The organism is Pseudomonas floridensis (assembly GCF_002087235.1).
Taxonomy (GTDB): domain Bacteria; phylum Pseudomonadota; class Gammaproteobacteria; order Pseudomonadales; family Pseudomonadaceae; genus Aquipseudomonas; species Aquipseudomonas floridensis.
The window spans coordinates 19,084-45,763 of sequence record NZ_MUIO01000093.1 but is presented as its reverse complement, the minus strand read 5'-3'; the positions used below and the strand labels follow the sequence as shown (position 1 = coordinate 45,763).

General features: G+C 59.7%; 26 protein-coding genes. 19 read left to right on the top strand and 7 right to left on the bottom strand.

Annotation, left to right across the window (positions count from 1 at the left end):
* Window positions 1-204 precede the first annotated feature (204 nt).
* Both BZK31_RS21890 and BZK31_RS21885 read left to right on the top strand, forming a co-directional pair.
* Window positions 205-876, top strand: a complete 672-nt coding sequence (locus BZK31_RS21890; protein WP_083185378.1) for a response regulator — start codon at window positions 205-207, stop codon at window positions 874-876.
* On the top strand, window positions 869-2,260 hold the full coding sequence (locus BZK31_RS21885) for a sensor histidine kinase (RefSeq protein ID WP_083185376.1): 1,392 nt from the start codon (window positions 869-871) through the stop codon (window positions 2,258-2,260). The genes BZK31_RS21890 and BZK31_RS21885 overlap by 8 nt, the downstream gene beginning before the upstream one ends.
* On the opposite strand, the gene BZK31_RS21880 is transcribed toward BZK31_RS21885, so the two are convergent.
* Both BZK31_RS21880 and ygfZ read right to left on the bottom strand, forming a co-directional pair.
* Complete coding sequence (locus tag BZK31_RS21880) at window positions 2,254-3,075, bottom strand: HDOD domain-containing protein (RefSeq protein WP_083185374.1); 822 nt, start codon at window positions 3,073-3,075, stop codon at window positions 2,254-2,256. The two genes, BZK31_RS21885 and BZK31_RS21880, sit on opposite strands and share 7 nt — an antisense overlap.
* A 109-nt stretch (window positions 3,076-3,184) precedes the next feature.
* Entirely contained in the window at window positions 3,185-4,126 is a 942-nt protein-coding gene (gene ygfZ, locus BZK31_RS21875; protein WP_167378078.1) for a CAF17-like 4Fe-4S cluster assembly/insertion protein YgfZ, read from the bottom strand.
* Between the two features lie 148 nt (window positions 4,127-4,274).
* On the opposite strand from ygfZ, the gene BZK31_RS21870 reads away from it, so the two are divergent.
* Both BZK31_RS21870 and BZK31_RS21865 read left to right on the top strand, forming a co-directional pair.
* Window positions 4,275-4,529 carry an FAD assembly factor SdhE gene (locus BZK31_RS21870; RefSeq protein ID WP_083185416.1) on the top strand — a complete coding sequence of 85 codons (255 nt, stop codon included), beginning with the start codon at window positions 4,275-4,277 and terminating at the stop codon, window positions 4,527-4,529.
* Entirely contained in the window at window positions 4,513-4,977 is a 465-nt protein-coding gene (locus BZK31_RS21865; RefSeq protein WP_083185372.1) for a protein YgfX, read from the top strand. Before BZK31_RS21870 ends, BZK31_RS21865 begins: the two co-directional genes overlap by 17 nt.
* Here BZK31_RS21865 and nadB read toward each other — a convergent pair.
* Complete coding sequence (gene nadB, locus BZK31_RS21860; protein WP_083185371.1) at window positions 4,946-6,562, bottom strand: L-aspartate oxidase; 1,617 nt, start codon at window positions 6,560-6,562, stop codon at window positions 4,946-4,948. The two genes, BZK31_RS21865 and nadB, sit on opposite strands and share 32 nt — an antisense overlap.
* Window positions 6,563-7,050: 488 nt before the next feature.
* Between nadB and rpoE the strand changes: the two genes are divergently transcribed.
* From rpoE to pdxJ, 11 genes are all read left to right on the top strand, one after another.
* Entirely contained in the window at window positions 7,051-7,632 is a 582-nt protein-coding gene (rpoE, locus tag BZK31_RS21855; RefSeq protein WP_002554912.1) for an RNA polymerase sigma factor RpoE/AlgU, read from the top strand.
* 33 nt (window positions 7,633-7,665) lie between these two features.
* The gene (locus BZK31_RS21850; RefSeq protein ID WP_083185369.1) at window positions 7,666-8,259 is read left to right on the top strand and encodes an anti sigma-E factor RseA C-terminal domain-containing protein; all 594 of its coding nucleotides are present in this window, start codon (window positions 7,666-7,668) and stop codon (window positions 8,257-8,259) included.
* Between the two features lie 8 nt (window positions 8,260-8,267).
* Window positions 8,268-9,227, top strand: coding sequence for a MucB/RseB C-terminal domain-containing protein (locus BZK31_RS21845; protein ID WP_083185367.1), 960 nt, complete (start codon window positions 8,268-8,270; stop codon window positions 9,225-9,227).
* A 334-nt stretch (window positions 9,228-9,561) separates the two neighbouring features.
* On the top strand, window positions 9,562-10,944 hold the full coding sequence (locus tag BZK31_RS21840) for a DegQ family serine endoprotease (RefSeq protein WP_415639725.1): 1,383 nt from the start codon (window positions 9,562-9,564) through the stop codon (window positions 10,942-10,944).
* A gap of 171 nt (window positions 10,945-11,115) precedes the next feature.
* Window positions 11,116-12,912, top strand: coding sequence for a translation elongation factor 4 (lepA, locus tag BZK31_RS21835; RefSeq protein WP_083185363.1), 1,797 nt, complete (start codon window positions 11,116-11,118; stop codon window positions 12,910-12,912).
* Window positions 12,913-12,921: 9 nt separating this feature from the next.
* Window positions 12,922-13,776: a signal peptidase I gene (lepB, locus tag BZK31_RS21830; protein WP_083185361.1), complete on the top strand. Its 855-nt coding sequence runs from the start codon at window positions 12,922-12,924 to the stop codon at window positions 13,774-13,776.
* A gap of 85 nt (window positions 13,777-13,861) precedes the next feature.
* Window positions 13,862-14,245: a DUF4845 domain-containing protein gene (locus BZK31_RS21825; protein ID WP_083185359.1), complete on the top strand. Its 384-nt coding sequence runs from the start codon at window positions 13,862-13,864 to the stop codon at window positions 14,243-14,245.
* Window positions 14,242-14,931: a ribonuclease III gene (gene rnc / locus BZK31_RS21820; RefSeq protein WP_083185357.1), complete on the top strand. Its 690-nt coding sequence runs from the start codon at window positions 14,242-14,244 to the stop codon at window positions 14,929-14,931. Before BZK31_RS21825 ends, rnc begins: the two co-directional genes overlap by 4 nt.
* Window positions 14,924-15,826 (top strand): GTPase Era, encoded by a 903-nt coding sequence (era, locus tag BZK31_RS21815; RefSeq protein WP_083185355.1) that lies wholly within the window; start codon window positions 14,924-14,926, stop codon window positions 15,824-15,826. The genes rnc and era overlap by 8 nt, the downstream gene beginning before the upstream one ends.
* Before the next feature lie 67 nt (window positions 15,827-15,893).
* Window positions 15,894-16,577, top strand: a complete 684-nt coding sequence (gene recO, locus BZK31_RS21810; protein WP_083185353.1) for a DNA repair protein RecO — start codon at window positions 15,894-15,896, stop codon at window positions 16,575-16,577.
* Between the two features lie 50 nt (window positions 16,578-16,627).
* Window positions 16,628-17,368, top strand: coding sequence for a pyridoxine 5'-phosphate synthase (pdxJ, locus tag BZK31_RS21805; RefSeq protein WP_083185351.1), 741 nt, complete (start codon window positions 16,628-16,630; stop codon window positions 17,366-17,368).
* 9 nt (window positions 17,369-17,377) lie between these two features.
* Here pdxJ and cmoB read toward each other — a convergent pair whose 3' ends face one another.
* From cmoB to lon, 4 genes are all read right to left on the bottom strand, one after another.
* Window positions 17,378-18,337 (bottom strand): tRNA 5-methoxyuridine(34)/uridine 5-oxyacetic acid(34) synthase CmoB, encoded by a 960-nt coding sequence (gene cmoB / locus BZK31_RS21800; protein WP_083185349.1) that lies wholly within the window; start codon window positions 18,335-18,337, stop codon window positions 17,378-17,380.
* Entirely contained in the window at window positions 18,334-19,077 is a 744-nt protein-coding gene (cmoA, locus tag BZK31_RS21795) for a carboxy-S-adenosyl-L-methionine synthase CmoA (protein ID WP_083185347.1), read from the bottom strand. Before cmoA ends, cmoB begins: the two co-directional genes overlap by 4 nt.
* A 112-nt stretch (window positions 19,078-19,189) precedes the next feature.
* On the bottom strand, window positions 19,190-19,582 hold the full coding sequence (locus BZK31_RS21790) for a protease inhibitor I42 family protein (protein WP_083185345.1): 393 nt from the start codon (window positions 19,580-19,582) through the stop codon (window positions 19,190-19,192).
* 170 nt (window positions 19,583-19,752) lie between these two features.
* The gene (lon, locus tag BZK31_RS21785; RefSeq protein ID WP_083185344.1) at window positions 19,753-22,170 is read right to left on the bottom strand and encodes an endopeptidase La; all 2,418 of its coding nucleotides are present in this window, start codon (window positions 22,168-22,170) and stop codon (window positions 19,753-19,755) included.
* Window positions 22,171-22,356: 186 nt separating this feature from the next.
* On the opposite strand from lon, the gene BZK31_RS21780 reads away from it, so the two are divergent.
* The 4 genes from BZK31_RS21780 to BZK31_RS21765 are packed head-to-tail and all read left to right on the top strand — an operon-like array spanning window position 22,357 to window position 26,675.
* Window positions 22,357-23,031 carry a methylamine utilization protein gene (locus BZK31_RS21780; RefSeq protein WP_083185342.1) on the top strand — a complete coding sequence of 225 codons (675 nt, stop codon included), beginning with the start codon at window positions 22,357-22,359 and terminating at the stop codon, window positions 23,029-23,031.
* On the top strand, window positions 23,028-25,397 hold the full coding sequence (locus BZK31_RS21775; protein WP_083185340.1) for a putative bifunctional diguanylate cyclase/phosphodiesterase: 2,370 nt from the start codon (window positions 23,028-23,030) through the stop codon (window positions 25,395-25,397). The genes BZK31_RS21780 and BZK31_RS21775 overlap by 4 nt, the downstream gene beginning before the upstream one ends.
* Complete coding sequence (locus tag BZK31_RS21770; RefSeq protein ID WP_083185338.1) at window positions 25,387-26,253, top strand: DUF3034 family protein; 867 nt, start codon at window positions 25,387-25,389, stop codon at window positions 26,251-26,253. Before BZK31_RS21775 ends, BZK31_RS21770 begins: the two co-directional genes overlap by 11 nt.
* Entirely contained in the window at window positions 26,253-26,675 is a 423-nt protein-coding gene (locus BZK31_RS21765) for a group I truncated hemoglobin (RefSeq protein WP_083185336.1), read from the top strand. Before BZK31_RS21770 ends, BZK31_RS21765 begins: the two co-directional genes overlap by 1 nt.
* Window positions 26,676-26,680: the final 5 nt, after the last annotated feature.

Here is a 26,680-nt window from a genome sequence, read left to right as displayed (position 1 = left end):
TTTTTATTGTTCAGACGCATCCGGGCGCCTTGTTCACTTACCCTTTGGCGGGTCGTACGGCGATGCTAAATGACAAACCTTTCACCTACCTTTCAATGCATTGTGCGATGCCGCGAGTTGTTTCAGTGCTTCACAGCGTGCGGCGCGCCTGTAAACTCCGCTTCCACGAGCCTCAATAACAACACCGACAAACAGGAGACGGCGATGCGTGTTCTTCTTGTGGAAGATCATCTGCAACTGGCTGAAAGTGTCGCGCAGGCGCTCAAGAGCGCGGGTTTGACCGTCGACGTCCTGCATGACGGCGTTGCTGCCGACCTGGCGCTGACCAGCGAGGAATACGCCGTCGCGATCCTCGACGTAGGTTTGCCGCGCATGGACGGCTTCGAAGTGCTGGCGCGATTGCGCGCTCGCAGCAAAAACCTGCCAGTGCTCATGCTGACAGCACGCAGTGACGTCAAGGATAGGGTCCATGGTCTCAATCTGGGCGCTGATGACTACCTGGCCAAGCCATTCGAGTTGTCGGAGCTGGAAGCGCGGGTCAAGGCGTTGCTGCGCCGCAGTGTGCTGGGCGGCGAGCGTCAGCAGCGCTGCGGTGCGCTGGCTTACGACCTGGACACTCGCCGTTTCACGCTCGGCGACGAATTGCTGACCCTGACATCTCGTGAGCAAGCCGTGCTCGAAGCCCTGATCGCCAGGCCCGGTCGGGTGATGAGCAAGGAGCAACTGGCGGCGCAGGTATTTGGGCTCGATGAAGAGGCCAGCCCCGACGCCATCGAAATCTACGTGCATCGCCTGCGCAAGAAACTCGACGGCCATTCGGTGGCGATCGTGACCTTCCGTGGCTTGGGGTATCTGCTGGAAAGTCGCGATGATTAACGACAGCCTGCGCTGGCGACTGCTGTGGAATCTCGCATTGCTGCTGGTGGTCTTGATGCTGGCCAGCGGCATGAGCGCCTACTGGAATGGCCGCGAGGTGGCCGACACGGCGTATGACCGCACGCTGTTGGCTTCGGCCCGGACCATTGCCGCTGGACTGACCCAGCGTGACGGCACATTGAGTGCGGACATTCCCTATGTGGCGCTGGATACGTTCGCTTACGACAGCGAGGGCCGGATCTACTATCAGGTCAACGACATCAATCAGAAGCTGATTTCCGGCTACGAAAACCTGCCATCGCCACCGGCGGGCACCTTGCGCACGGACGACTATCCAGCGCTGGCCAAATTTTATAACGGGGTCTATCAGGGGCAGGACGTGCGGGTCGTCAGCCTGCTCAAGCCGGTCACCGATCCGGGCATGAACGGCACCGCTGAAATCCGTGTCGCCGAGACCCAGGAAGCACGCAAGGGCATGGCGCGCAGCCTGATGGCCGATACTTTGCTGCGGCTGGGGATGCTCGGCGGCGGCGCGCTGTTGCTGGTCTGGTTTACCGTCAGTGCCGCATTGCGTCCGCTGGAACGGTTGCGCACTGCTGTCGAAGAGCGTGAGCCGGACGACCTGCGCGCGCTGCCCATGGTTGAGGTGCAACACGAGCTGCGACCGTTGGTCGGCGCCCTGAACCACTTCACTGAGCGCTTGCGTTTGCAATTCGAACGGCAGGCGCAGTTCATCGCCGATGCCGCTCACGAGCTGCGCACGCCACTGGCGGCTCTCAAGGCGCGCGTGGAACTGGGCCTGCGCGAACGTGATCCGCAACAGTGGCGGGCGACGCTGGAGTCGGCCGCGCTCGGCACCGATCGACTGACTCATCTGGCCAACCAGCTGTTGTCGTTGGCGCGCATTGAAAACGGTGCCCGTGCGATTGCCGAAGGTGGCGCGCAGCAGCTGGACCTCAGTCAGTTGGCCCGCGAGCTTGGCATGGCCATGGCGCCGCTGGCGCATTCACGCGGCGTCGCGCTGGCGCTGGAGGCTGATGAGCCGGTCTGGCTTAAGGGCGAGCCGACACTGCTCAACGAGTTGCTCAGTAACCTGATTGATAACGCACTGGCCCATACACCTCCAAGTGGCAATGTAGTGTTGAGGGTTTATGCGCCGGGCATTCTGGAAGTCGAGGATGACGGTCCCGGTATTCCGCAGGAAGAGCGCGAGCGGGTCTTCGAGCGCTTCTATCGACGCAGCCAGCAGGGCAGCGGAGCGGGGCTGGGACTGGCCATCGTCGGGGAAATCTGTCGCGCGCACCTTGCCCGTATCTCGTTGCATGACGGTGCCGAGCGCGGTTTGAAGGTCAGGGTCAGTTTCGGTGTGGCACAGGCTCAGTAAAGCATGTCCATGGCGTCATCCATCTCGGCACTCAGCAGCCCGTCGGCTCTGCTCAGCCTGAGTTGGCTGTAGGCTGGCAGATCGACGATCTCGATCTGGCTGAAAGGATGATCGCTGTTCTTGTGAACATGAACGGTCGCAATCTGCACCAGATCGATGTAGTCGGGGCTTTTCGAGACGCGGGTGAAGTCCTGGAATTTGCCAGGCACCGAAGCCAGTGGCTCCGGAAAATCCCATGAGCGCAGCAGACGTTCACCGATGACTGGATGAATGTTGTCGATCACATGATTGAGGCTGACCGGGTCGGCCAGCAGGTCGAAGTGGTCTTCGGCATAGGTCAGGATCGGCAGAATCCCGATCAGGTGGATCAGTCCGGCAAGCGTGGCCTGATCCGGCTTGAGATTGGTGTAGCGCTGGCACAGGGTGTAACTGATGCCGGCGACCTGCAGGCTCTGCTTCCAGATTTCCCGCATCTTCTGTTCGATGACTTCCGACTTGGCGTGGAACATTTGCTCGACCACCAGGCCGATGGCCAGGTTGCAGGTGTAATTCACGCCCAGGCGGCGAATGGCGGTGTTGACGTCGCTGACCTCGAAATTGGGGCGCAGCAACGGACTGTTCGCCACTTTGATGAGTCGCGCGGACAGGGCAGTGTCGCTGCCGATAACCTTGCTCAGTGCTGCGATACTGATCTCGGTGTCTTCAGCGGCAAGGCGGATCTTCAGTGCTACTTCTGGCAGGGTCGGGAGAAACAAGGCATCTCTGTCGATGGCCTTGATCAAGTTTCTCTGCACCTCGTCAGCCATCTTGCTCATGTTGCGTCTCGCAGCCGTAGGGGGTGTCCAGAGTGTTCCGGGCGCTCAGGAAGCGCCCGAACGCCGGGTCGCTGTACTGACAATGAGAACCCGGGAGTGTTCGCTCGCGTTATCGCTGCGTTTCGAGCTTGCTGTCCAGAGTGTAGGGCAGCTCACAGAGTTGCAGGGAAGGGCCGTCGGCAGAGTCGAGGTGCACGTCACCGCTTTCCGCGGCATCGGCCTGAAGCACGGCGAGCAACTCGATACCCTGCTCTGACCGCGCGGCGATCACAACGTTGCCTGCAGAACTGGCATGCACAGGAGAAAACAGCGCGGTGCCAGGTGTAGGGACAGTCTCGCCCTGCATGGACAGCCGATAAAGCCTGCGCTTGAGTTTGCCCAGGTACTGCATGCGCGCCACGATTTCCTGGCCGGTGTAACAGCCCTTCTTGAAGCTGACCCCGCCCACCGCCTGCAGGTTGATCATCTGCGGGATGAACTCTTCACGGGTTTCGATGAATACCTGACCGATACCGGCCTGGATCTGACCCAACAGCCAGTCATTGAGCGAACCCTCGCCCAGATGCGAGGCCAGGCGCGAGCGGATGTTGTCGGCCTGTTCGGCCCGCACCCACAGCTCGGCCCGCGAAGGCGATACACGAATTGCGATCAGGTCATTGGCGCGGGTCACCGCGTCGGTTTCCTGCGCCAGGTCCAGCCCCAGGCTGGTCAGGGCGCCATCGCCATCCTGCAGGCCGAAACGCACCCAGGCGGCGCTTTCGTCGGTCAGCTTCGACTTGGAGAACACCGCGTATTTGCGCAGGTCCAGCAGTTGCGGTTCGATCAGTTCCCGCGCCATTGCCAACAGGCAACCGTCGCCTTCGAACACCACCCGAAAGCTGGATTGCATCCGGCCTTTCTGGGTACAGCGCGCACCGAGGCTGGATCGCTCGTCGCTCAGGTAGTTGAAGTTGCAGGTCAATTGTCCCTGCAGAAATTTGCTGGCATCCACGCCGCGAACGGCAAGAATGCCCTCATGGGATAGCGTGCAGAAGAAAGCTGAGTGGGCCATGGTCATCGCAAATGGAAAAAGTCTGGGGCACATCATAGTGCCCAGTCATGAATCTGAATACGGCTACATGAAAACTGCTGCGACCATTGCCCGATTCGCGCTGCCGCCTCACGGCTGTATACTCGCCGCCTACTTTGAGGAGCGCTCCATGGTCGAAGACGTTGAACTCAACCGCCTTTACTGGCACAGCCGCCGCGGCATGCTCGAACTGGACGTGCTGCTGGTGCCGTTTGTTCGAGAGGTCTACCCGCATTTGAATGACGTGGACCGCGATCTGTATCGCCGGCTGCTCAGTTGCGAGGATCAGGACATGTTCGGCTGGTTCATGCAGCGTGCCGAGTCCGAAGACCCTGAATTGCAGCGTATGGTGCGCATGATTCTGGACCGTGTTCAGCCCAAGTGATCGCTTCGAGTGTCGCTGGCAGGCGTCTCGTCTGCTGCTGACGTTGTACCTGATCGCACAGGCACTGGCGTTGATTTCGCTGTGCTGGCTGGACGTTCCGTTGTGGGTGTCGGCAATCGGCATCGCGCTTTGCCTCGCTCACGGGTTGTGGTCGCTACCCAGATCAATCCTGCTCAGCCATCCGGCGGCATTTACCGGGCTTCAGCGTGACCTGCAAGGCTGGCGGGTGTGGAGCGAGCGGGGCGGCTGGCAGCCGGTTCAGCTCTGCCGGGACAGTCTGGCCTTGCCGCTGGTCGTGATCCTGCGTTTTCGTCTGGTCAGCGGTGGTCGGGCGAAAGGGCCGATCAAAAGCTGCTGCATCCCCTTCGACGCGCAGACCCCGGACCTTCACCGGCGTCTGCGCGTGCGCCTCAAGTTCAGCCGACGTAGGTGGGTGGTATCAGAATAGTGTCCAGCGCTTCCGGAAGCAGGTCCGGGTAATCCAGCGTGTAATGCAGGCCGCGACTCTCCTTGCGCGCCATCGCCGAGCGGATCATCAGTTCTGCAACCTGCGCCAGATTGCGCAATTCGATCAGGTCGCGGCTGACCTTGTAGTTACTGTAAAACTCGTCGATTTCATCCAGTAGCAGCCGCACTCGATGCTGTGCCCGTTGCAGGCGCTTGTTGGTGCGCACGATGCCGACGTAGTCCCACATGAATCGCCGCAATTCATCCCAGTTGTGCGCGATGATCACGTCTTCGTCCGAATCGGTGACCTGACTCGCGTCCCACGCGGGAAGGTTGCTCGGCATCTGCACGTCAGCCAGCTGGCTCTCGATGTCCGCAGCAGCCGAGCGGGCGTAAACGAAGCACTCAAGCAGTGAATTGCTGGCCATGCGGTTGGCGCCGTGCAGGCCGGTGAAACTGGTTTCGCCGATGGCGTACAGGCCGGGCACATCGGTATGGCCGTGGCTGTCCACCATCACGCCACCGCAGGTGTAGTGCGCTGCGGGCACGACCGGGATCGGCTGTCGGGTGATGTCGATCGAGAACTCGAGGCAGCGCTCGTAAACGGTCGGAAAATGGCTCTTGATGAAGGCTTCCGGCTTGTGGCTGATGTCCAGGTAGACGCAGTCGATACCCAGGCGCTTCATTTCGTGGTCGATCGCGCGTGCCACGATGTCACGCGGTGCCAGTTCTGCCCGTTCGTCGAAACGTGGCATGAACCGCTCACCGTTCGGCAGCTTGAGGTAAGCCCCTTCGCCACGTAGGGCTTCGGTGATCAGAAAGCTCTTGGCTTGCGGGTGATACAGGCAGGTAGGGTGGAATTGGTTGAATTCCAGGTTGGCCACCCGACAGCCGGAACGCCAGGCCATCGCGATGCCATCGCCGCACGCACCATCCGGGTTGCTGGTGTAGAGGTAGACTTTGGCGGCGCCGCCTGACGCCAGGATCGTGAAACGCGCGCCATAGGTATCGACTTCGCCACTCTTGCGATTAAGCACGTAGGCACCCAGACAGCGCTGGCCATCCATACCCAGCCTGCGCTCGGTGATCAGGTCGATGGCAGCACGCTGTTCGAGCAATTCGATATTGGGTCGCTTGCTGGCCTGGTCGAAAAGTGTCTTGAAAATCGCCGCACCAGTGGCGTCCGCCGCATGAATGATGCGACGGTGACTGTGGCCGCCTTCGCGGGTCAGGTGAAACTGGAAGCCGCTTTCCTCCGTGTCCGCGTGATCGCCACGGGTGAAAGGAACGCCTTGGTCGATCAGCCACTGAATCGCTTCACGGCTGTGTTCAACCGTGAAGCGCACGGCTTCTTCATCGCACAGTCCGCCGCCAGCGTTCAACGTATCTTCAACGTGCGACTGGACGGTGTCGGTGTCGTCCAGTACCGCAGCGACGCCGCCCTGAGCCCAGAACGTGGAGCCGTTGGACAGGTCGCCCTTGCTTAGAACCGCAATGCGCAGATGGATGGGAAGGGTCAATGCAAGGCTCAAGCCTGCGGCTCCGCTGCCGATCACCAGTACGTCATGCTGAAAATGTTGGCTCATCTGCGAATTCTGCCCTCGGCGGCCACTAGTATAAGTATATGGGGATCGGCACAATAGCCGCGCCTCATGGCAATGTGAAACCACGGCGGGCGATGATTGTGCTCCAGTCCTCGACGTGATGCACCCCGTTTCCTCTGCTTCAATCCTTGAAATACATTCATTGATTCAGAGAGAACGTGGAGTTTGCATTCACTCCTGCACTTGTGCTGATGGAACTTTTCACCGGGATCCAGACTCAATAGCAGGTTGCCTATAAAGGAACAGCGTCGGCATGCCCAGGGTTAGATAAGTGATCATCGACTGTGCATCTGGCGACAAGACTATTCACGCAGCCGGCCCGGTCGAGCTGCGTTTTTCTTGCAGGGTTCATGATTGCCTGCAGGAAACTTGCTTGAAGGGGGAGAACTTTTGCGAAAAGCCCGAGTCTATGTTTGCGAGCCTGAACAATATCAGTTGCAACGCTCCTTTAAGCTCAATGAGGAGTGTTCATGCTAACCCAGGAAGAGGATCAGCAGCTTGTCGAGCGCGTACAGCGCGGGGACACGCGAGCATTTGATCTGTTGGTGCTGAAGTATCAGCACAAGATTCTAGGGTTGATCGTGCGATTCGTGCACGACACCCATGAGGCTCAGGATGTTGCGCAGGAGGCTTTCATCAAGGCCTACCGCGCACTCGGAAATTTTCGCGGCGATAGCGCGTTTTATACGTGGCTGTACCGCATCGCCATCAACACGGCGAAAAACTATTTGGTGTCGCGCGGTCGGCGGCCGCCAGATAGCGATGTGAGGTCTGAGGACGCGGAGTTCTACGATGGCGATCACGGCCTCAAGGACATCGAGTCGCCGGAGCGTGCATTGTTGAGGGATGAGATCGAGGGCACTGTCCATCGGACCATCCAGCTTCTCCCGGAAGATTTGCGTACTGCACTAACTTTACGTGAATTCGACGGTCTGAGTTACGAAGACATTGCGAGCGTCATGCAATGTCCTGTTGGTACCGTGCGCTCTCGCATCTTTCGCGCTCGGGAAGCCATCGATAAAGCCCTGCAGCCGTTGTTGCAGGAATCCTGAGACAGCGGCGATAGCCCAAGAGAGGAACCCGCCATGAGTCGTGAAGCCCTGCAGGAATCGCTGTCCGCAGTGATGGATAATGAAGCGGACGAATTGGAATTGCGTCGGGTATTGAATGCCATTGACGATGCAGATACACGTGCCACATGGTCGCGTTATCAGATTGCCCGTGCAGCGATGCACAAGGAACTGCTGATGCCTCATCTGGATATTTCGGCAGCTGTATCTGCCGCGATCGCCGATGAAGTCAGCCCCCTCAAAGCAGCCCGCGGTCCGTGGCGCTCGCTGGGTCGTCTGGCCGTTGCCGCTTCGGTTACCGTTGCTGTTCTGGCGGGTGTACGCCTGTACAACCAAGACGAAATCACTGGTACGCAACTGGCCCAACAGTCGCAGCAGCCTGCCAACCTGACCGTTCCGCAAGTCAAAGGTCCGGCCGTACTGGCTGGATACACCGAGAGCGCTGAACAGGCACCAGGCCCGATGGCCAATGGTGTACTGCAAGGTCAAGCCGGTGAAGGCGATAAGCGTCTGCCAGGTTACCTGCGCCAGCATGCACAGGAAGCTGCCGTGAAGGGTACTGAAAGCGCGCTGCCTTACGCTCGTGCCGCCAGCCTGGAAAACCGTTAAGGAGGAACATGCGAGTCGTCCCTCTACTGCCGTTGTTGCTTGGTGGATGGCTTGCCCTCCCAGTGCATGCTGATGATGCCCAAGACATGCTCAAACGTCTTGGGCAGGTTGATCAGCAGCAGAGCTATCAAGGCACATTCGTTTACGAGCGTAACGGTAGTTTTTCTACCCACCGGATCTGGCACCGCGTAGCGGAGGGCAAGATCAGTGAGCGCTTGTTGCAACTTGATGGATCCGCTCAGGAGGTGTCACGCGTTGACGGGCTTACCCAGTGCGTCAGCGGCACCCTTGAAGCCGGTGTGACTAACACTTCCGGCGCTTCTTCGCGAACATTCGACGTCAAGAAACTCTCTGACTGGTACGACATGAAGGTTGTCGGCAAGTCGAGGGTTGCCGGTCGTCAGGCCACTATTGTCGCTGTGACACCCAAGGACCAGCATCGCTACGGTATGGAATTGCATATCGATAACGAAACCGGCCTTGCACTCAAGTCGCTGCTGTTGAGTGATAAAGGCCAGTTGCTGGAACGCTTCCAGTTCACCGATCTGGATACTGCCAACGGCCCGACCGAGCAGTCTCTGCAGGCCAGTGCCGATTGCAAACCTGTCGTCGTGACAAAGACCAGGCCTCAGACCCAGGCCAGTCCGGTTGCATGGCGCTCCGATTGGTTGCCGTCAGGCTTCGAGTTGAGCAGCAGTGGTGTTCGCAAGGACCCTGAATCCCATTCGCCGGTGACCAGCCTGATGTACGGCGACGGCCTGGCGCGATTCTCGGTGTTTATCGAGCCTGTAAACGGGAACGCGTCCTCGGACATCCGCACCCAGTTGGGGCCGACCGTTGCAGTATCGCGACGTCTGACCACGCCTCAGGGCGACACCATGGTCACCGTGGTCGGAGAAATACCGTTGGGGACCGCTGAGCGCATTGCGTTGTCGATCCGCAGCACTGATGCTCAGGCAAAAAATTAGTGCAAGACCCTGAAAAGCGCCCAGGATGTAAAATTTTTCATCTTGGGCTCGGTGAGCCGCCAGACCGCAGTCAAACTGGCCATGGGCAGAGGCGCTGAAATGTTTGGTGAGCTTTGCAAGTTGCAAAACAACTCGTTTTTTTCTATAGGTCACAGCCTCGCAGCTGTGGCCTTTGTCGTTTGTGGGGCCGTAAAAAGCGCTGGAGACAGGCATCACGCGGTGCCGGTTCTTTGAGTCAGCTGACTTGTACTGCTTAATTTTGCTCGTTGTGAACGGGAGCCGTATGTCGATACCACGCATGAAATCTTACCTATCATTCATTGCCGCCGTGCTGATGCTCGGGCAGGTCGCTGCCGTTCAGGCTGAAGACTTGCCGGACTTCACTGGGCTGGTCGAGCAGGCATCGCCGGCGGTCGTGAATATTAGCACCCGTCAGAAATTGCCTGATCGCGCCATTGCCAACCAGCAGGTGCCGGATCTTGAAGGCCTTCCGCCCATGCTTCGCGAGTTTCTTGAGCGCAGCATGCCGCCGGGGTCGCGTCCGCCAGGAAAAGGTGACCGTCAGCGCGAAGCCCAATCGCTGGGTTCGGGCTTCATCATTTCGTCCGACGGCTATGTGCTGACCAATAACCACGTCATCGACGGTGCCGACGAAATTCTCGTGCGCCTGTCCGATCGCAGCGAATTGAAGGCCAAGCTGGTCGGCACCGATCCACGCACCGACGTGGCGGTTCTGAAAATCGAAGGTAAGGACCTGCCAACCGCCAAGCTGGGCAACTCCAACAAGCTCAAAGTGGGTGAGTGGGTGCTCGCGATCGGTTCTCCGTTCGGTTTCGATCATTCGGTGACCAAAGGTATCGTCAGCGCCAAGGGTCGTAGCTTGCCTAACGACACCTACGTGCCGTTCATCCAGACCGACGTGGCGATCAACCCCGGCAACTCCGGCGGTCCCCTGTTCAACATGGCTGGCGAAGTGGTGGGTATTAACTCGCAAATCTTCACCCGCTCCGGTGGCTTCATGGGCCTGTCGTTCGCGATTCCAATCGACGTAGCCATGGACGTTGCCAATCAGCTCAAGGCCAGCGGCAAAGTCAGCCGCGGCTGGCTGGGCGTCGTGATTCAGGAGGTCAACAAGGACCTGGCTGAATCCTTTGGTCTGGACAAGCCTGCCGGTGCGCTGGTTGCACAGGTGCTTGAAGACGGTCCTGCCGCCAAGGGCGGTTTGCAGGTGGGTGACGTTATTCTGAGTGCCAACGGTCAGCCGATCATCATGTCTGCGGACCTGCCGCACCTGATTGGCAATCTCAAGGACGGCAGCAAGGCCGAACTTGAGGTCATCCGTGATGGCAAGCGCCAGAACCTGACCGTGACCGTCGGCGCGCTGCCGGATGAAGGTCAGGAGATGGGCGGCGTACCGGGTGCCGGTGCCGAGCGCAGCAGCAACCGCCTTGGTGTTTCGGTGATCGAGTTGACTGCCGAACAGAAGAAGACGCTGGACATCAAGGGTGGCGTGGCCATCAAGGAAGTGACCGGTGGTCCGGCTGCCCTGATCGGTCTGCAGGCGGGTGACGTGATCACCCACCTGAACAACCAGGCGATCACTTCGGCCAAGCAGTTCACCGAAGTGGCGAAAAGCCTGCCCAAGGACCGTTCTGTCTCGATGCGCGTCCTGCGTCAGGGCCGTGCGACGTTCATCACGTTCAAGCTGGCTGAATAACAGGCTGGCCGAGTGAAGGAGGGCGGCGCCGACCGCCCTTTTTCACGTCTGCATTTCAGCGTTGCGCTGATCCATCTGCCTGCAAGCGTGACGCCTCGGGCATCCTTCAGGTACAATTCCCGGCTATTTTTCGGCGGGCAATCTGCCTGCAACCTTTTTGAGTGTTGATCCGTGAGTGATTTGAGTCATATCCGCAATTTCTCCATCATCGCCCACATTGACCATGGCAAGTCGACGCTGGCCGACCGCTTCATTCAAATGTGCGGCGGCCTGTCCGAGCGCGAAATGGAAGCGCAGGTGCTTGACTCCATGGATCTTGAGCGCGAGCGCGGGATCACCATCAAGGCCCACAGCGTTACCCTGTACTACAAGGCCAAAGACGGTATCACCTACCAGCTGAACTTCATTGACACCCCGGGCCACGTGGACTTCACCTATGAAGTCAGCCGCTCGCTGGCGGCCTGTGAGGGCGCGCTGCTGGTTGTCGATGCGGGGCAGGGCGTCGAGGCTCAGTCGGTTGCCAACTGCTACACCGCTATCGAGCAAGGCCTTGAGGTCATGCCGGTACTGAACAAAATGGACTTGCCGCAGGCCGATCCGGACCGCGTCAAGGAAGAGATCGAGAAAATCATCGGCATCGACGCCACTGACGCCGTGGCCTGCAGTGCCAAAAGCGGCATGGGCGTCGACGAGGTGCTCGAGCGCCTGGTGACTACCATTCCGGCGCCGACCGGCAACATCGAAGATCCGCTGCAGGCGTTGATCATCGACTCCTGGTTCGACAACTACCTGGGCGTTGTGTCTCTGGTACGTGTGCGTCACGGTCGGGTCAAGAAGGGCGACAAGATCCTCGTCAAATCCACCGGCAAGATGCACCTGGTTGACAGCGTCGGGGTCTTCAACCCCAAGCACACCGCGACCGTGGACCTGAAAGCTGGCGAAGTGGGTTTCATCATTGCGGGCATCAAGGACATTCATGGTGCGCCGGTCGGTGACACCCTGACTCTGAGCTCCACGCCGGATGTCGAAGTGCTGCCAGGCTTCAAACGTATCCAGCCTCAGGTGTACGCCGGTCTGTTCCCGGTCAGCTCCGATGATTTCGAAGACTTCCGCGAGGCGTTGCAGAAACTGACGCTCAACGACTCCTCGCTGCAATACCTGCCGGAAAGCTCCGATGCGCTGGGCTTCGGTTTCCGCTGCGGCTTCCTCGGCATGCTCCACATGGAGATCATCCAGGAACGTCTGGAGCGCGAATACGATCTTGACCTGATCACCACTGCGCCCACGGTTATTTTCGAGCTTCTGCTCAAGACAGGCGAAACGATTTACGTCGATAACCCGTCCAAACTGCCAGATGTTTCGGCCATTGAAGACATGCGCGAACCTATCGTTCGGGCAAATATTCTTGTGCCTCAGGAGCACTTGGGCAACGTCATCACGTTGTGCATTGAAAAACGCGGCGTGCAGCATGACATGCTGTTCCTCGGAACGCAGGTTCAGGTCAGCTACGATTTGCCGATGAACGAAGTGGTCCTGGACTTCTTCGACCGTCTCAAGTCGGTCAGCCGTGGTTATGCGTCGCTGGACTACCATTTCGACCGTTACCAGTCTGCCAACCTGGTCAAGCTCGATGTGCTGATCAACGGCGAGAAGGTCGACGCCCTGGCGCTGATCGTTCACCGTGACAATGCGCATTACAAGGGTCGCGCATTGACCGAGAAGATGAAAGAGCTGATCCCGCGGCAGATGTTCGACGTGGCAATTCAGGCCGCCATTGGTGGTCAGATCGTGGCCCGGACAACCGTCAAGGCACTCAGAAAGAACGTACTGGCCAAGTGTTACGGTGGCGACGTGAGCCGTAAGCGCAAACTGCTGGAGAAGCAAAAGGCCGGTAAGAAACGCATGAAGCAGGTCGGCAACGTGGAAATTCCACAGGAAGCTTTCCTTGCAGTGCTCAGGTTGGAATAGTCAGGTCCTATGTCACTAAATTTCCCGCTGTTGTTGGTCATCGCTGTCTTCGTCTGTGGCGTGCTTGCACTGATTGATCTGGCTTTCCTGGCGCCTCGCCGGCGGGTCGCCATCGCCAATTATCAGGGCAGCGTCAAAGAGCCTGACATCGCCGTCGTCGAGCGATTGAACAAAGAGCCTCTGCTGGTTGAATACGGCAAATCGTTCTTTCCGGTGTTGTTTATCGTGCTGGTGCTGCGCTCGTTTCTGGTCGAACCCTTCCAGATTCCGTCGGGCTCCATGAAGCCGACGCTGGACGTGGGCGATTTCATTCTGGTGAACAAGTTCTCCTACGGTATCCGATTGCCGGTACTGGACCAGAAGGTGATCCAGATTGGTGATCCACAGCGTGGTGACGTGATGGTGTTTCGCTACCCTAGCGACCCGAGCGTCAACTACATCAAGCGTGTGGTCGGCCTGCCGGGTGACCGGATTCGCTATACCAGCGACAAGCGGCTGTTCGTCAATGGCGAACTGGTTGCCAAAAAGCTGATCGGCACCGAGCCTGGTACACTGGGCAGCGCCGAGCTGTACGAAGAGCAACTAGGCAGCGTCGAGCACCAGATCCGTCAGGAAATGAGCCGCTACCGTGCACCGCCGGACAGCGAGTGGACCGTACCTGCCGCGCATTACTTCATGATGGGCGACAACCGCGACAACTCCAACGACAGCCGTTACTGGGATGACCCCAACATTCCTAAGGACGAGCTGGGCATGGTTCCGGACAAGAACATCGTCGGTAAGGCGTTTGCTGTCTGGATGAGCTGGCCCGAGCCTAAACTGAGTCACTTCCCTAATTTTTCACGCGTAGGGTTGATCAAATAATCCGTGCGGCGCTGCCTGAGCAGCGCCGCATGTCATTTGGGACAGCTTCGGCCTGCCGCTGGCAGTGCGTCCAGGAGGGTCAACAGTGAACACGACGTTCCCTGCTTCTCAAAAAGGGTTGTCTTGGGTGGGATGGCTGCTGACGCTGGCACTGGTCGCCTTTGCGGTCAGCACCGCGCTCAAGATCGTTCCCCACTACCTCGATTACATGGAGATGACGAAAATCATCGAAGCGGTCGAGACGAACAAGGGCCTGGATATCACCACGGTCAACGAATTTTACAGTTATGTCGAAAAGAGCATGCAGCTCAACAGCATCCGGGATATAGATTTGAACAAGGCTTTAAAAGTAACGGTGGAGAACAACGCGTTCAAAGCCCATTTGAATTACGAGCAGCGTGAGCCACTGATTCAGAACATCGACGTGGTCATCAAGTTCGACAAGCAACTGAGCGTGGGCAGACCGTGAGCGTATCCTTGAGCCGCCTTGAGCGTCAGCTCGGCTACACCTTCAAGGATCAGGAACTGATGGTCCTGGCCCTGACCCACCGCAGTTTTGCCGGTCGCAACAACGAGCGTCTGGAGTTTCTCGGCGATGCCATTCTCAACTTCGTGGCGGGCGAGGCGCTGTTCGAGCGTTTCCCGCAGGCCCGCGAAGGCCAGTTGTCCCGTTTGCGGGCGCGTCTGGTGAAAGGCGAGACGCTAGCGCTGCTGGCGCGTGGTTTCGATCTGGGTGAGTATCTGCGTCTGGGCTCTGGCGAACTGAAGAGCGGCGGCTTCCGTCGTGAATCGATTCTGGCCGACGCCCTCGAGGCGCTGATCGGCGCGATCTATCTGGACGCGGGCATGGAGGCTGCGCGTGAGCGTGTGCTGGCATGGCTGACGACCGAGTTCGACAGCCTGACGCTGGTGGACACTAACAAGGACCCGAAAACCCGATTGCAGGAGTTTCTGCAGTCGCGGGCCTGTGAGCTGCCGCGTTACGAAGTGGTGGATATCCAGGGTGAACCGCATTGCCGGACGTTCTTCGTCGAATGCGAGATCACCTTATTGAATGAAAAGAGTCGAGGTCAGGGTGTCAGCCGCCGGATTGCCGAACAGGTAGCCGCGGCCGCAGCACTCATTGCCCTTGGCGTGGAGAACGGTCATGACTGATTCAACTGCAACACGCTGTGGCTATGTTGCCATCGTCGGCCGCCCCAACGTAGGCAAGTCCACGCTGCTCAATCACATTCTGGGGCAGAAGCTGGCGATCACTTCGCGCAAGCCGCAGACCACTCGCCACAACATGCTGGGCATCAAGACCGAAGGCGCCGTGCAGGCGATCTACGTTGACACCCCGGGCATGCACAAAAATGGCGAAAAAGCCCTCAACCGTTACATGAACAAGACCGCATCGGCTGCGTTGAAGGACGTCGACGTGGTGATCTTCGTTGTCGACCGCACGCGCTGGACCGATGAAGACCAGATGGTGCTGGAGCGTGTTCAGTACGTTCAGGGGCCGGTCATTCTGGCAATCAACAAGACCGACCGCATTGAAGACAAGAGCGATCTGATGCCGCATCTGGAATGGCTTCAAGGCCAGTTGCCAAATGCGTCCATCGTGCCGATTTCCGCGCAGCACGGTCACAATCTCGAAGCGCTGGAAGGCCTGATTGCATCGCATCTGCCGGAGAACGACCACTTCTTCCCGGAAGACCAGATCACCGACCGCAGCAGCCGCTTTCTGGCCGCAGAGCTGGTTCGCGAGAAGATCATGCGTCAGCTGGGTGCCGAGCTTCCGTACCAGATCACCGTCGAGATCGAAGAGTTCAAGCAGCAGGGCAGAACGCTGCATATTCACGCCCTGATCCTCGTCGAGCGCGATGGCCAGAAGAAAATCATCATTGGCGACAAGGGCGAGCGCATCAAGCGCATCGGCAGCGATGCCCGTCGTGATATGGAGTTGCTGTTCGACTCCAAGGTGATGCTCAACCTCTGGGTCAAGGTCAAAGGCGGCTGGTCCGATGACGAGCGTGCACTGCGCTCGCTGGGCTACGGCGACCTCTAGGCTGCCCGTCACCCGGCCAGGATAACCCTTGAGGCCGGGTGAACACTTTCCTTTTCGAGCCTGCCCGATGAGCACGCCAACCGGCCAACCTGCTTATGTGTTGCACAGCCGTGCGTATCGCGAAAACAGCGCGTTGGTCGATTTCCTCACGCCTCAAGGACGGCTGCGGGCGGTGCTGCGCAGCGCCAAGGGCAAGGCCGGTTCGCTGGCGCGCCCCTTTGTGCCGCTTGAAGTCGAATTTCGCGGGCGAGGCGAGCTGAAGAACGTCGGTCGCATGGAGAGTGCCGGTGTCGCCACCTGGATGACAGGCGAGGCGTTGTTCAGTGGCATGTACCTCAATGAACTGCTGATTCGCCTGCTCCCGTCCGAAGACCCGCATCCCGCCGTGTTCGATCACTACGCTGCCACCCTGGTTGCGCTGGCCCAAGGCCGCCCGCTGGAACCCTTGCTGCGTTCTTTCGAATGGCGTTTGCTGGATGATTTGGGGTACGGCTTTGCGCTGGACACCGATATCAACGGCGAACGCCTGGCCGCCGACGGCATGTACCGTCTGCAGGTCGACGCCGGGCTCGAGCGGGTCTACCTGTTGCAACCCGGCCTGTTTCAGGGTGTTGAATTGCTGGCCATGGCCGAAGCCGACTGGAGCGCCCCCGGCGCGTTGTCGGCGGCCAAGCGCTTGATGCGCCAGGCCCTGGCCGTACATTTGGGCGGCCGACCACTCGTCAGCCGCGAACTGTTTCGCAAGCCGTAGTCAGGCTTTATGCTCTGCGGCCTGCTTCGAATTCCTTCAGGAGACTTTCCGTGACTCAAAGCACTCGCATTCTTCTTGGCGTGAACATCGATCACGTGGCCACCTTGCGTCAGGCCCGCGGCACGCGTTATCCGGATCCGGTCAAGGCCGCGCTGGACGCCGAAGAGGCGGGCGCCGATGGCATTACGGTGCATCTGCGTGAAGACCGTCGTCACATTCAGGAGCGTGACGTGCTGTTGCTCAAGGATGTGTTACAGACCCGCATGAATTTCGAAATGGGCGTGACCGAAGGGATGCTGGCGTTTGCCGAGCGTATTCGTCCGGCGCATGTGTGCCTGGTGCCGGAAACGCGTCAGGAATTGACCACTGAAGGCGGGCTGGACGTCGCCGGTCAGGAAGCCCGCATCAAGGCTGCGGTCGAACGCCTGGCGAAGATCGGGTGTGAGGTGTCGCTGTTCATTGATGCCGACGAGCGTCAGATTGCAGCGTCCAGGCGAGTCGGCGCACCCGCCATCGAACTGCACACCGGCCGCTACGCCGATGCGCAGACGCCGACGGAGGTGGCTGAAGAGCTGCAGCGGATTGCTGATGGCGTGACCTTTGGTCTGGACCATGGGCTGATCGTCAATGCCGGTCACGGCCTGCATTATCACAACGTCGAAGCGGTCGCCGCGATCAAGGGCATCAATGAACTGAACATCGGTCACGCGTTGGTCGCGCATGCGCTATTCGTCGGCTTCAAGGCGGCGGTGGCCGAGATGAAGGCGTTGATCGTGGCGGCGGCACGATAAGCACTTCGTTCAAGGTTTACGCCCGACGATCACTGCCCGCATCGGCGCGGGCAGGCCTTCGACGGTCTTGCTGTGGTCTGTCGGGTCGAGGAAGTCGCCCAGCGACTGATAGCGCATCCATTCGGTGCTGCGCTGCTCCTCGATTGTCGTATGGCTGACGTCCACGCAACGCACGTCGGTGAAGCCCGCACGACGCATCCAAAGCTCCAGCGCGGGCACTGACGGCAGAAACCAGACGTTACGCATCTGTGCGTAGCGGTCTTCCGGCACCAGTACCTGATGCACGTCGCCCGGTATCACCAGCGTTTCCATGACCAGTTCGCCGCCTTTGACCAGGCAGTCTTTCAGCGCCAGCAGGTGATCGATGGGCGATTTGCGGTGATACAGCACGCCCATGGAAAACACCGTGTCGAACCCTTCCAGATTGGCGGGCAGATCCTCCAGCGCGAACGGCAGGTGCCAGGCGGGCAGCTCGGGCAGGTAACGCTGCATGGCCTGGAACTGGCAGAAGAACAGCCAGTTTGGATCGACGCCGATCACGCAGTCGGCACCGGCGCCCAGCATGCGCCACTGGTAATAGCCATTGCCGCAGCCCACATCCAGCACGCGCTTGCCTTTCAGGTCGAGGTGCGGCGATACCCGTGACCATTTCCAGTCCGAACGCCATTCGGTGTCGATGTGGACGCCGAACACGTTGAACGGTCCTTTGCGCCATGGCGACAAACCCATCAGCGCCTTGCGCAGTACGGTGCGTGTTTCGCCGTTGCACGCGGTTTCCAGGGTAAAGCTGTCAGTCAGCTCAATCCGGTCCGGCGTCAGGTCGGGCAGGGCGTCCAGCGCGCTTTGCCAGCGCTGCAGATCGCCGTGTCCTTTGGTCATCTTGGTGTCGAGCTGGGCTTGCAGGCCGTTGGCCCAGGCCGCGAGCGGAGTTGCGGCCAGACGGCGGACGAGCGGAGCGAGATCAATCATGGCAGGGCAATCAACGAGGCAAAGTTAAGGCATTGGAACCACGGCACCACTTTGGAGAATCCGGCGGCGAGCAGGCGTTGGCGATGTTCTTCGAGGCTGTCGGGCTTCATGACGTTTTCGATGGCACTGCGTTTCTGGGCGATTTCCAGATCGCTGTAACCATTGGCGCGCTTGAAGGCAATGTGCAGGTCAGTCAGTAACGCGTGTTCCTGCCCATCATCGAAGCGCAGTTTTTCGGACAGGATCAGCGCACCGCCAGGCACCAGCGCGCTGCGGATCCGGCCAAGCAGTTCCAGACGCTGTTGGGGGGCGATGAATTGCAGGGTAAAGTTCAGCGCGACCACCGAGGCTGGCTGGAACCTCAGAGCCAGAATGTCGCCCTCTACCACCTCCACCGGCAGCAGCTCCTGGAACATCGAGTTCTGGGCATTGAGGTATTCGCGACAGCGTTCAACCATCGCCGCCGAATTGTCGATGGCGATTACCCGGCAGCCTTCGTGGCGCACATGGCGGCGCAATGCCTGAGTGACTGCGCCCAGCGAGCTGCCCAGGTCGTACAGCACCGTGTCTGGCTGTGCGAACTGTGCAGCCAGCACGCCGAGGTTTTCGACGATCGTCGGATAGCCGGGCACCGAGCGCTTGATCATGTCCGGAAACACGCGCACCACGTCTTCGTTGAAGGCGAAGTCAGGCACCTGGGCTAGCGGTTGGGCGAATAGGCGGTCGGGTTCTTTGCTCACGGCGATTCCGGCGAAGGCTTTGAAAGGCGGGCATTCTAGCCAAGTTGTCGACGGGATGCATGGGGCAGCGCAGCTTCTCGGATGAGTCGCCGCGCAACGTAGCGAGAAGGCTTCAGTCGACCTTGATCGAACAGTCGAAGGTCTGCTCTGGCGGCACTTCCGGCGCCCAAGGCTGCTGATAGACCATCAGCAGCCGCCCGCTGCCTGCTTCGCTGGCTTTGTAACGCCAGACCGATTCGCCGCCGCTGCCGATCATTTCCTTGTTGCCGCCGTTGGCGTAGACCTCAGGCCCGAGGCTGCGCAAGATATTTTGCGCAGGGTTCTGGGTCAGCCAGCGAAAGCCGGTAGTCGGGTTGCTGGGCAGGGTCAGGATCAGCGTCTGGCCGGTTTTCAGCGTCAGCGGGCAGTCGCTCTGGCTGTCGATGGAAACGATGTTCTTCGGTGTCTGGGCGCAGGCACTCAGCAGAGCGAGGCTAAAGGGCGCGAGGAGGCGGGCACGGGTCATGGCAAGGTCCGGTTTTACGTGACGATGCTGGAGGATAACCGATCAGGGTTTTTGAGGGGAGCCGGGAGCGGTCATCCCGGACTTGTCCGGGATGACCGCTGTGCAGGCGTTGGAGATCAGGCTGGAGGCAATGGCTCCTGCCCAATGCGCAGGAGCACCGGCGTTGTCTGTCAGAACAGAACCTTGGCTACGTCGGCAAAGCGCTTGGCGAAGTGAACCGTCAGGCCTTCCTTCAGGTAGTCCGGCAGTTCCTCGAAGTTGCCTCGATTCGGCTCGGGGAGGATCAGTTCGTTGATCTTCTGACGACGCGCCGCAATCACTTTTTCCCTTACACCGCCAATTGGCAGCACGTGCCCGGTCAGGGTCAGCTCGCCGGTCATGGCGACGCCTTTCTTCGGTGGCTGATTGCGGGCCAGGGACAGCAGAGCGCTGGCCATGGTCACGCCGGCGCTCGGGCCGTCTTTTGGCGTCGCGCCTTCAGGTACGTGCAAGTGCACGAATGCTTCGTCAAAGAACTTCGCATCACCGCCAAACTTCGACAGATTGGAGCTGACATAGCTGTAGGCAATTTCCGCAGATTCCTTCATCACGTCACCCAATTGACCGGTCAGCTTGAAGCCCCGGTTCAAGGTGTGAATGCGGGTGGCTTCGATCGGCAGCGTCGCGCCGCCCATGCTGGTCCATGCCAGACCCGTAATGACGCCTGTGCCCGACAACACCTGTTCGCTGCGGAACACCGGCATGCCCAGCGACGCTTCCAGGTCCTTTGGCCCGATCTTGATCACCGAGTCAGGCGTATCCAGCAGTTTGACCACCGCCTTGCGCACCAGCTTGCCCAGCTGTTTCTCCAGATGCCGCACACCGGCTTCACGCGCATAGCCTTCAATGACCGCTCGCAGAGCACTGTCGCTGATGGTCAGCTTGTTCTTGGCAACGCCCGCTTTGGCCAGTTGCTTGGGCCACAGGTGGCGCTTGGCGATGGCGAGTTTTTCTTCGGTGATGTAGCCGGACAGGCGAATCACTTCCATACGGTCCAGCAACGGGCCGGGAATCGAGTCCAGGGTATTGGCGGTGCAGACGAACAGCACCTTGGACAAGTCCAGGCGCAGGTCGAGGTAATGATCGAGGAATTCGACGTTCTGTTCCGGGTCCAGGGTTTCCAGCAGCGCTGACGCCGGGTCGCCCTGGTAGCTCTGGCCCATCTTGTCGATTTCGTCGAGCATGATGACCGGATTCATCACTTCCACGTCTTTGAGTGCCTGCACCAGCTTGCCGGGCTGGGCGCCGATGTAGGTGCGGCGATGGCCCTTGATTTCCGCTTCGTCACGCATGCCGCCGACGCTGAGGCGATAGAACGGACGACCCAGCGATTCGGCAATCGAACGTCCGACGCTGGTCTTGCCCACGCCGGGCGGACCGACCAGCAGCACGATCGAACCACTGATTTCGCCCTTGTAGGCGCCGACCGCGAGGAACTCGAGGATCCGCGCCTTGATGTCATCCAGACCGGCATGGTGCTGATCGAGCACCTTGCGCGCGTGCTTGAGATCCAGCTTATCCGCGCCATAGACGCCCCACGGCAGGGAGCTGGTCCAGTCCAGGTAATTGCGTGTCACGGCGTATTCCGGCGAGCCGGTTTCCAGCACCTTGAGCTTGCCGATTTCCTCGTCGAACTTCTTGCGCGCTTGCGCAGGCAGGGTCTTGCCTTCCAGGCGCTGCTCAAACTGTTCGATGTCGGCGCTGCGATCGTCCTTGCTCAGGCCCAGCTCCTGCTGAATGACCTTGAGCTGTTCCTTGAGGAAGAACTGGCGCTGGTGCTCGCCGATCTTGCGATTGACCTCGGCGGAAATTTCTTTCTGCAGGCGCGCGACTTCGACTTCCTTGCGCAGCATCGGCAGCACTTTTTCCATGCGCTTGAGCATGGGCACGCAATCCAGCACCTGCTGCAGCTCGACGCCGGTCGCTGAGGTCAGCGCCGCCGCGAAATCGGTCAGCGGCGATGGATCGTTCGGGCTGAAGCGATTCAGATAGTTTTTCAACTCTTCGCTGTACAGCGGGTTGAGCGGCAGCAGTTCCTTGATCGCATTGATCAAAGCCATGCCGTAGGCCTTGACCTCGTCGGTCGGCTCGTTGGGCTGCTGCGGGTACTCGACTTCTACCAGATACGGTGGGCGATGGTGCTTGAGCCAGGTGCGGATTCGCACACGGCTCAGACCTTGCGCCACGAACTGCAAGCGACCATTTTCACGGCTGGCGTGGTGAACCTTGACCAAAGTGCCATACTCGGGCAGCGCACCCGTATTGAAGTGGCGCGGATCTTCCTGCGGCGTGTCCATGAAAAACAGCGCAAGGGAGTGATGCTCGGACTTGCTGACCAGCTCAAGCGTCTCGGCCCATGGCTCTTCATTGACGATCACCGGCAAGACCTGGGCCGGGAAGAACGGACGGTTGTGGATCGGGATGATGTAGACCTTGTCCGGCAGGTTCTGGCCGGGAAGGGCAAGGGAGGTGCTGTCGGAGCTCAGCGACATGTCGTGCTCGGCTGCATCGTTCGGCAAATCTTGCGAGTCTGTCTGCTGGTCGCTCATGGGGCACCTGAGAAATTGAACATGGCTCTTAGATGGGGCAAGCATCCTCAGGTTTCAATGGCTTCGGTCGATAGTGTGAATAGTGGCGATAAAAACGCTGGTTTCAGCGCTCGCCGGGATCTCTCGGATGTCGCCAGGGCTGGCTTATTTCTATGCGGCACTGTGCCGTCTTGGGTTGAATCGGTTATGACCAACGTATTTTTTTCAGCACTGCTTGCTGGACTGTTCGCGGTATCGGCGGCCAGTGCTTCGGCCGCAACCTTCACGGCGCAGATGCTCGACAAGCAGGGCAAGCCACTGGCCGATGCCGTGGTGACCCTCAAAGGCCCGCCCGACCCGACACCCGCGCCGCTCAAGGCGTCGATGGATCAACGCGATCAGGAGTTCGCGCCTCATGTGCTGGCCGTTCACACCAGCACTCAGGTCAAATTCCCCAACAGCGACAACATCCGCCATCAGGTCTATTCCTTTTCTCCGGCCAAGCGCTTCGAGTTGCGCCTGTACGAGGGCACGCCTTCCGAACCGCTGCTGTTCGACAAGCCGGGCGTCGTGGTTTTGGGCTGCAACATTCATGACTGGATGGTCGGCTACATCTATGTCACGGACGAGCCCTGGTTCGGTGTGACCGACAGCAACGGCATGATCAAGCTCGACCAGATGCCCGCGGGTCATTACCAGGCCACGCTCTGGCACCCGCAGATCGAGGATATGCAGCCGGTTTCCGGCGGCGAATTCGACATTCCGGCCGCTGGCCTTACTCAGCGCTTCAGCCTGCCGGTCGAGTTGAAAGCCGACGACAAGCCTGCAAGGCCGGCGACCAGCGGCTTTGGCGATGCCTTTCATAAGGCAGCGCATGAATGAACCTTAAAGTCAGCTTCCAGGCGCGCATCGCGGGGGTTTTGATTGCCCTGTTGATGATCGTGGTGTGCGCTGTGTTTTTTGCGGTCAAGGTGGCGACGGGTGATGCCGTGCGCACACAGGCCCAGGCACAACTGGAAGTGGGCAGTCGTGTATTCGAGCGTTTGATCGACCTGCGCGGCAAGCGGCTGCGTGATGCGGTGCAACTGCTCTCCGCCGACTTCGGGTTTCGCGATGCGGTGGCCAGTTCCGACGCATCGACCATTCGTTCAGTACTGCTCAACCATGGCAAGCGCATCAACGCCAGCGACATGTTTTTGCTGGGCATGGACGGCGTGGTGATCGCCAGCACCGTGCCTGAAGTGCGTGAAGGGTCGCAGTTCGTCTATGACCAGGCATTGCGTACCGCCAAGCGCAGCGGTCAGTCGGTGCTGATCGTGCCGGGCGGCGGAACGCCTCACTTGCTGGTTGAAAGCACCGTGCTGGCGCCGTTGCCGATCGGTCGGGTGGTCATGGGGTTTTCCATCGACAGCGACATCGCCGAAGAGCTGCGCTCGCTCAGCGGTCTGGAGGTGTCGTTCCTCACGGTCGAGCATGGGCAACCAGGCAGTCTGATCAGTACCCAGCCCGAAGCCCTGCATGCGGGGCTAATCGATCTGATGCGCAGTTCTTCCGGTGGACAGATGCGGCTCACCGAGCAGTCGAACCTGAACTTCCTCAGTCAGACGCTGATGCTCGCCAGCACCGGAAATCCTGGCGATGATCAGGTCATCGCGTTGCTGCAAAGCCCGCTGGACAAAGCCTTGCAGGCCTTTGCACCGCTGGATGAAAAGATTTTCTGGATTTCCATGGCAGCGTTGCTGGCTTCGCTGATCGGGACACTGGCGCTGGCTCGCAGCGTGTCGCTGCCGGTGCGTGCGCTGGCCATCGCGGCCAAGCGTATTGGTGACGGCGATTATGAAACCCCGGTCAACATGGCCCGCAGTGACGAACTCGGCATGCTCGCGGCTGCGATCAACACCATGCAGCACGGCATTGCGGTGCGCGAAGGGCAACTGGCGCACAACGCACTGCACGATAATCTGACCGGTCTGCCCAACCGCGCGCTGGTCATGGAGCGACTGGGCAGCGCCATTTCTGCAGAACGTCCAGTGGCGCTGCTGTACCTGAGCATCGAAAACCTTGCCGCGATCAATGAAGGCTCCGGCACCGAAGGGGTGGAGCAGATGCTGCGGCAAGTGGGCCAGCGTTTGCAGAGCACGCTGCGCGCCGGTGATACCGTGGCACGCCTGTCGGCCAACGAGTTTCTCCTGTTGCTCGACCACACCACCAGTGACGGCGCGGTGGCAACCGGCGACGCCTTGCAACGCTTGCTCAGCGAGCCGCAGCGGATCGATAACCACGACATCGCGCTCGACTGCTGCGTCGGTATCACGGTCTACCCGGAACATGGTCATTCGGCGCAGGAACTGGTCAACCGTGCAGCCATCGCTCGCAAGGACGCTGCGTTCCTGCCGGGGCGTCTGCAGATCTATCAGGACGGCCGCGACCTGGCGCACCAGCGTCAAATCAGCCTGATCCGCGATCTGCGCAAGGCGCCGCAAAATGGTGAGCTGGTGTTGCATTACCAGCCCAAGCTGGACATCCGCCAAGGCACTGTACGTCAGGCTGAAGCGCTGCTGCGCTGGAGTCATCCGCAGTTCGGTAACGTTTCGCCTGCTGAATTCATCGTGCTGGCCGAGCGCACCGGCAGCATTCATGTGCTGACCAACTGGGTCATCGAAGAAGCCATGCGCCAGTTGGCCGATTGGCGCAAGCGCGGTCTGGTGCTGCAGGTTTCGGTGAACATTTCCGCTGACGACCTGCTGGGCGACGACCTGGCCGGATTCGTCATGCGTCTGCTTGAACAGTACGACGTACCGGCAGAGCAACTGGTCTTCGAAATCACCGAAAGCGCCATCATGAGCGAGCCGGAAAAAGCACTGGTGGTGCTGCATCGCCTGCGCGACTGTGGCATCAGCCTGTCGGTGGACGACTTCGGCACCGGTTACTCGTCACTGGCGCACCTCAAGCGTTTGCCGGTGCAGGAACTCAAGATTGACCAATCCTTCGTGCGCAACCTGGATGAAACCAGCGAGGACGCGGTCATCGTGCGTTCGACCATCGAAATGAGCCACAACCTTGGGCTCAAAGTCGTGGCCGAAGGCGTTGAATATCAACACAGCCTGGACCTGTTGCGGCGCTGGCATTGCGATACCGCCCAGGGTTATCTGATCAGCCGGCCATTGCCCGCCGCTGCATTCGAAAGCTGGGTCGTCAAATCACACGCTTCATCCAGCAAAGACGGTGCGTTGAGCCATGTCTTATAAAACAGTATTAATGATGTCGGGCTGCCTGTTGGCGGCGGTCGTACCGCTGGCGTCGGCCGATAACGGTCGTCTGATCGCCACGGGTGGTGCCAGTAACATTGAAGGCAGCGCGGGCGGCGGCATTACGCCCTGGGCCGTGATCACCGGCTACAGCGAGCAGGGCGAGTGGGGTGCTACCGCGTTTGCCACTCACATCAATCTGCCGGACTACAACCTGGATGTGGCGGGTCTGGCGCTCGCCTACGGGAACCGCGTGGAGCTTTCCTACGCGCATCAGCGTTTCGATATCAGCCCGTTGCAACACAGGCTGAGCCTGCCGGATGACAACCTCAGTCAGGATGTCTTCGGCGTCAAGGTGCGCCTGTTCGGTGATCTGATCTACGACAGCCTGCCGCAGGTGTCGCTGGGCGTTCAATACAAGCATCAGAACGACTTCCTGATTCCCAGTCTGGTAGGCGCCAGACGTGATTCGGACGTCGAGGGCTACCTGACCGCCAGCCGACTGTTCATGGGGGCGGCGTTTGGCTACAACGTGGTCGTCAACGGCGGCGTGCGTTACAGCCGGGCCAACGAAACCGGCCTGCTGGGATTTGGTGGCGATCGTCGTGACAGTCGCAGTCTGCTCAAGGAAGGTTCGGTGGCGGTGTTGTTCAACCCGCGCTGGGCCGTGGGCATGGAATACCGGGAAAAACCCGACAACCTGTCCTTTGCGGGCGAGAGCGATTGGGCGGATGTATTTGTCGGCTATTTCCCCAACAAACATGTGTCGTTCGTTCTGGCCTACGCCCGGCTGGGTGAAATTGCCACGCTGGATAACCAGAACGGCACCTATCTGTCGGTCCAGGGGAGCTTCTGATGATCCGTTTTCTGATGGGCCTGACGCTGGCCTTGCTGATCGGTTGCGCTCAGCATCCCTCCCGTGACGAAAGTTTGTATCAAGACCTCGGCCAGCGCGCCGGCATCCAGCGCATCGTCGAAGGCATGCTGCTGAACGCCGCCAAAGACGACCGGATCGTCGAGCGTTTCAGGCGGGTCAATATCGTCCTGCTGCGCGACCGGCTGGTCGAAAAGTTCTGCGTGGTCGCCGATGGCCCCTGCACCTACACCGGCGACAGTCTGGCCGAGTCGCACAAGGGCCAGAACCTGACGCCCAGCGACTTCAACGCGCTGGTGGAGAACCTGATCGCGTCGATGGACAGCGAGCACGTTCCGGTGCCGGTGCAAAACCGCTTCATCGCCCGATTGGCCGCGATGCGCGGCGAAGTGATTGGCAAGTAGCACGG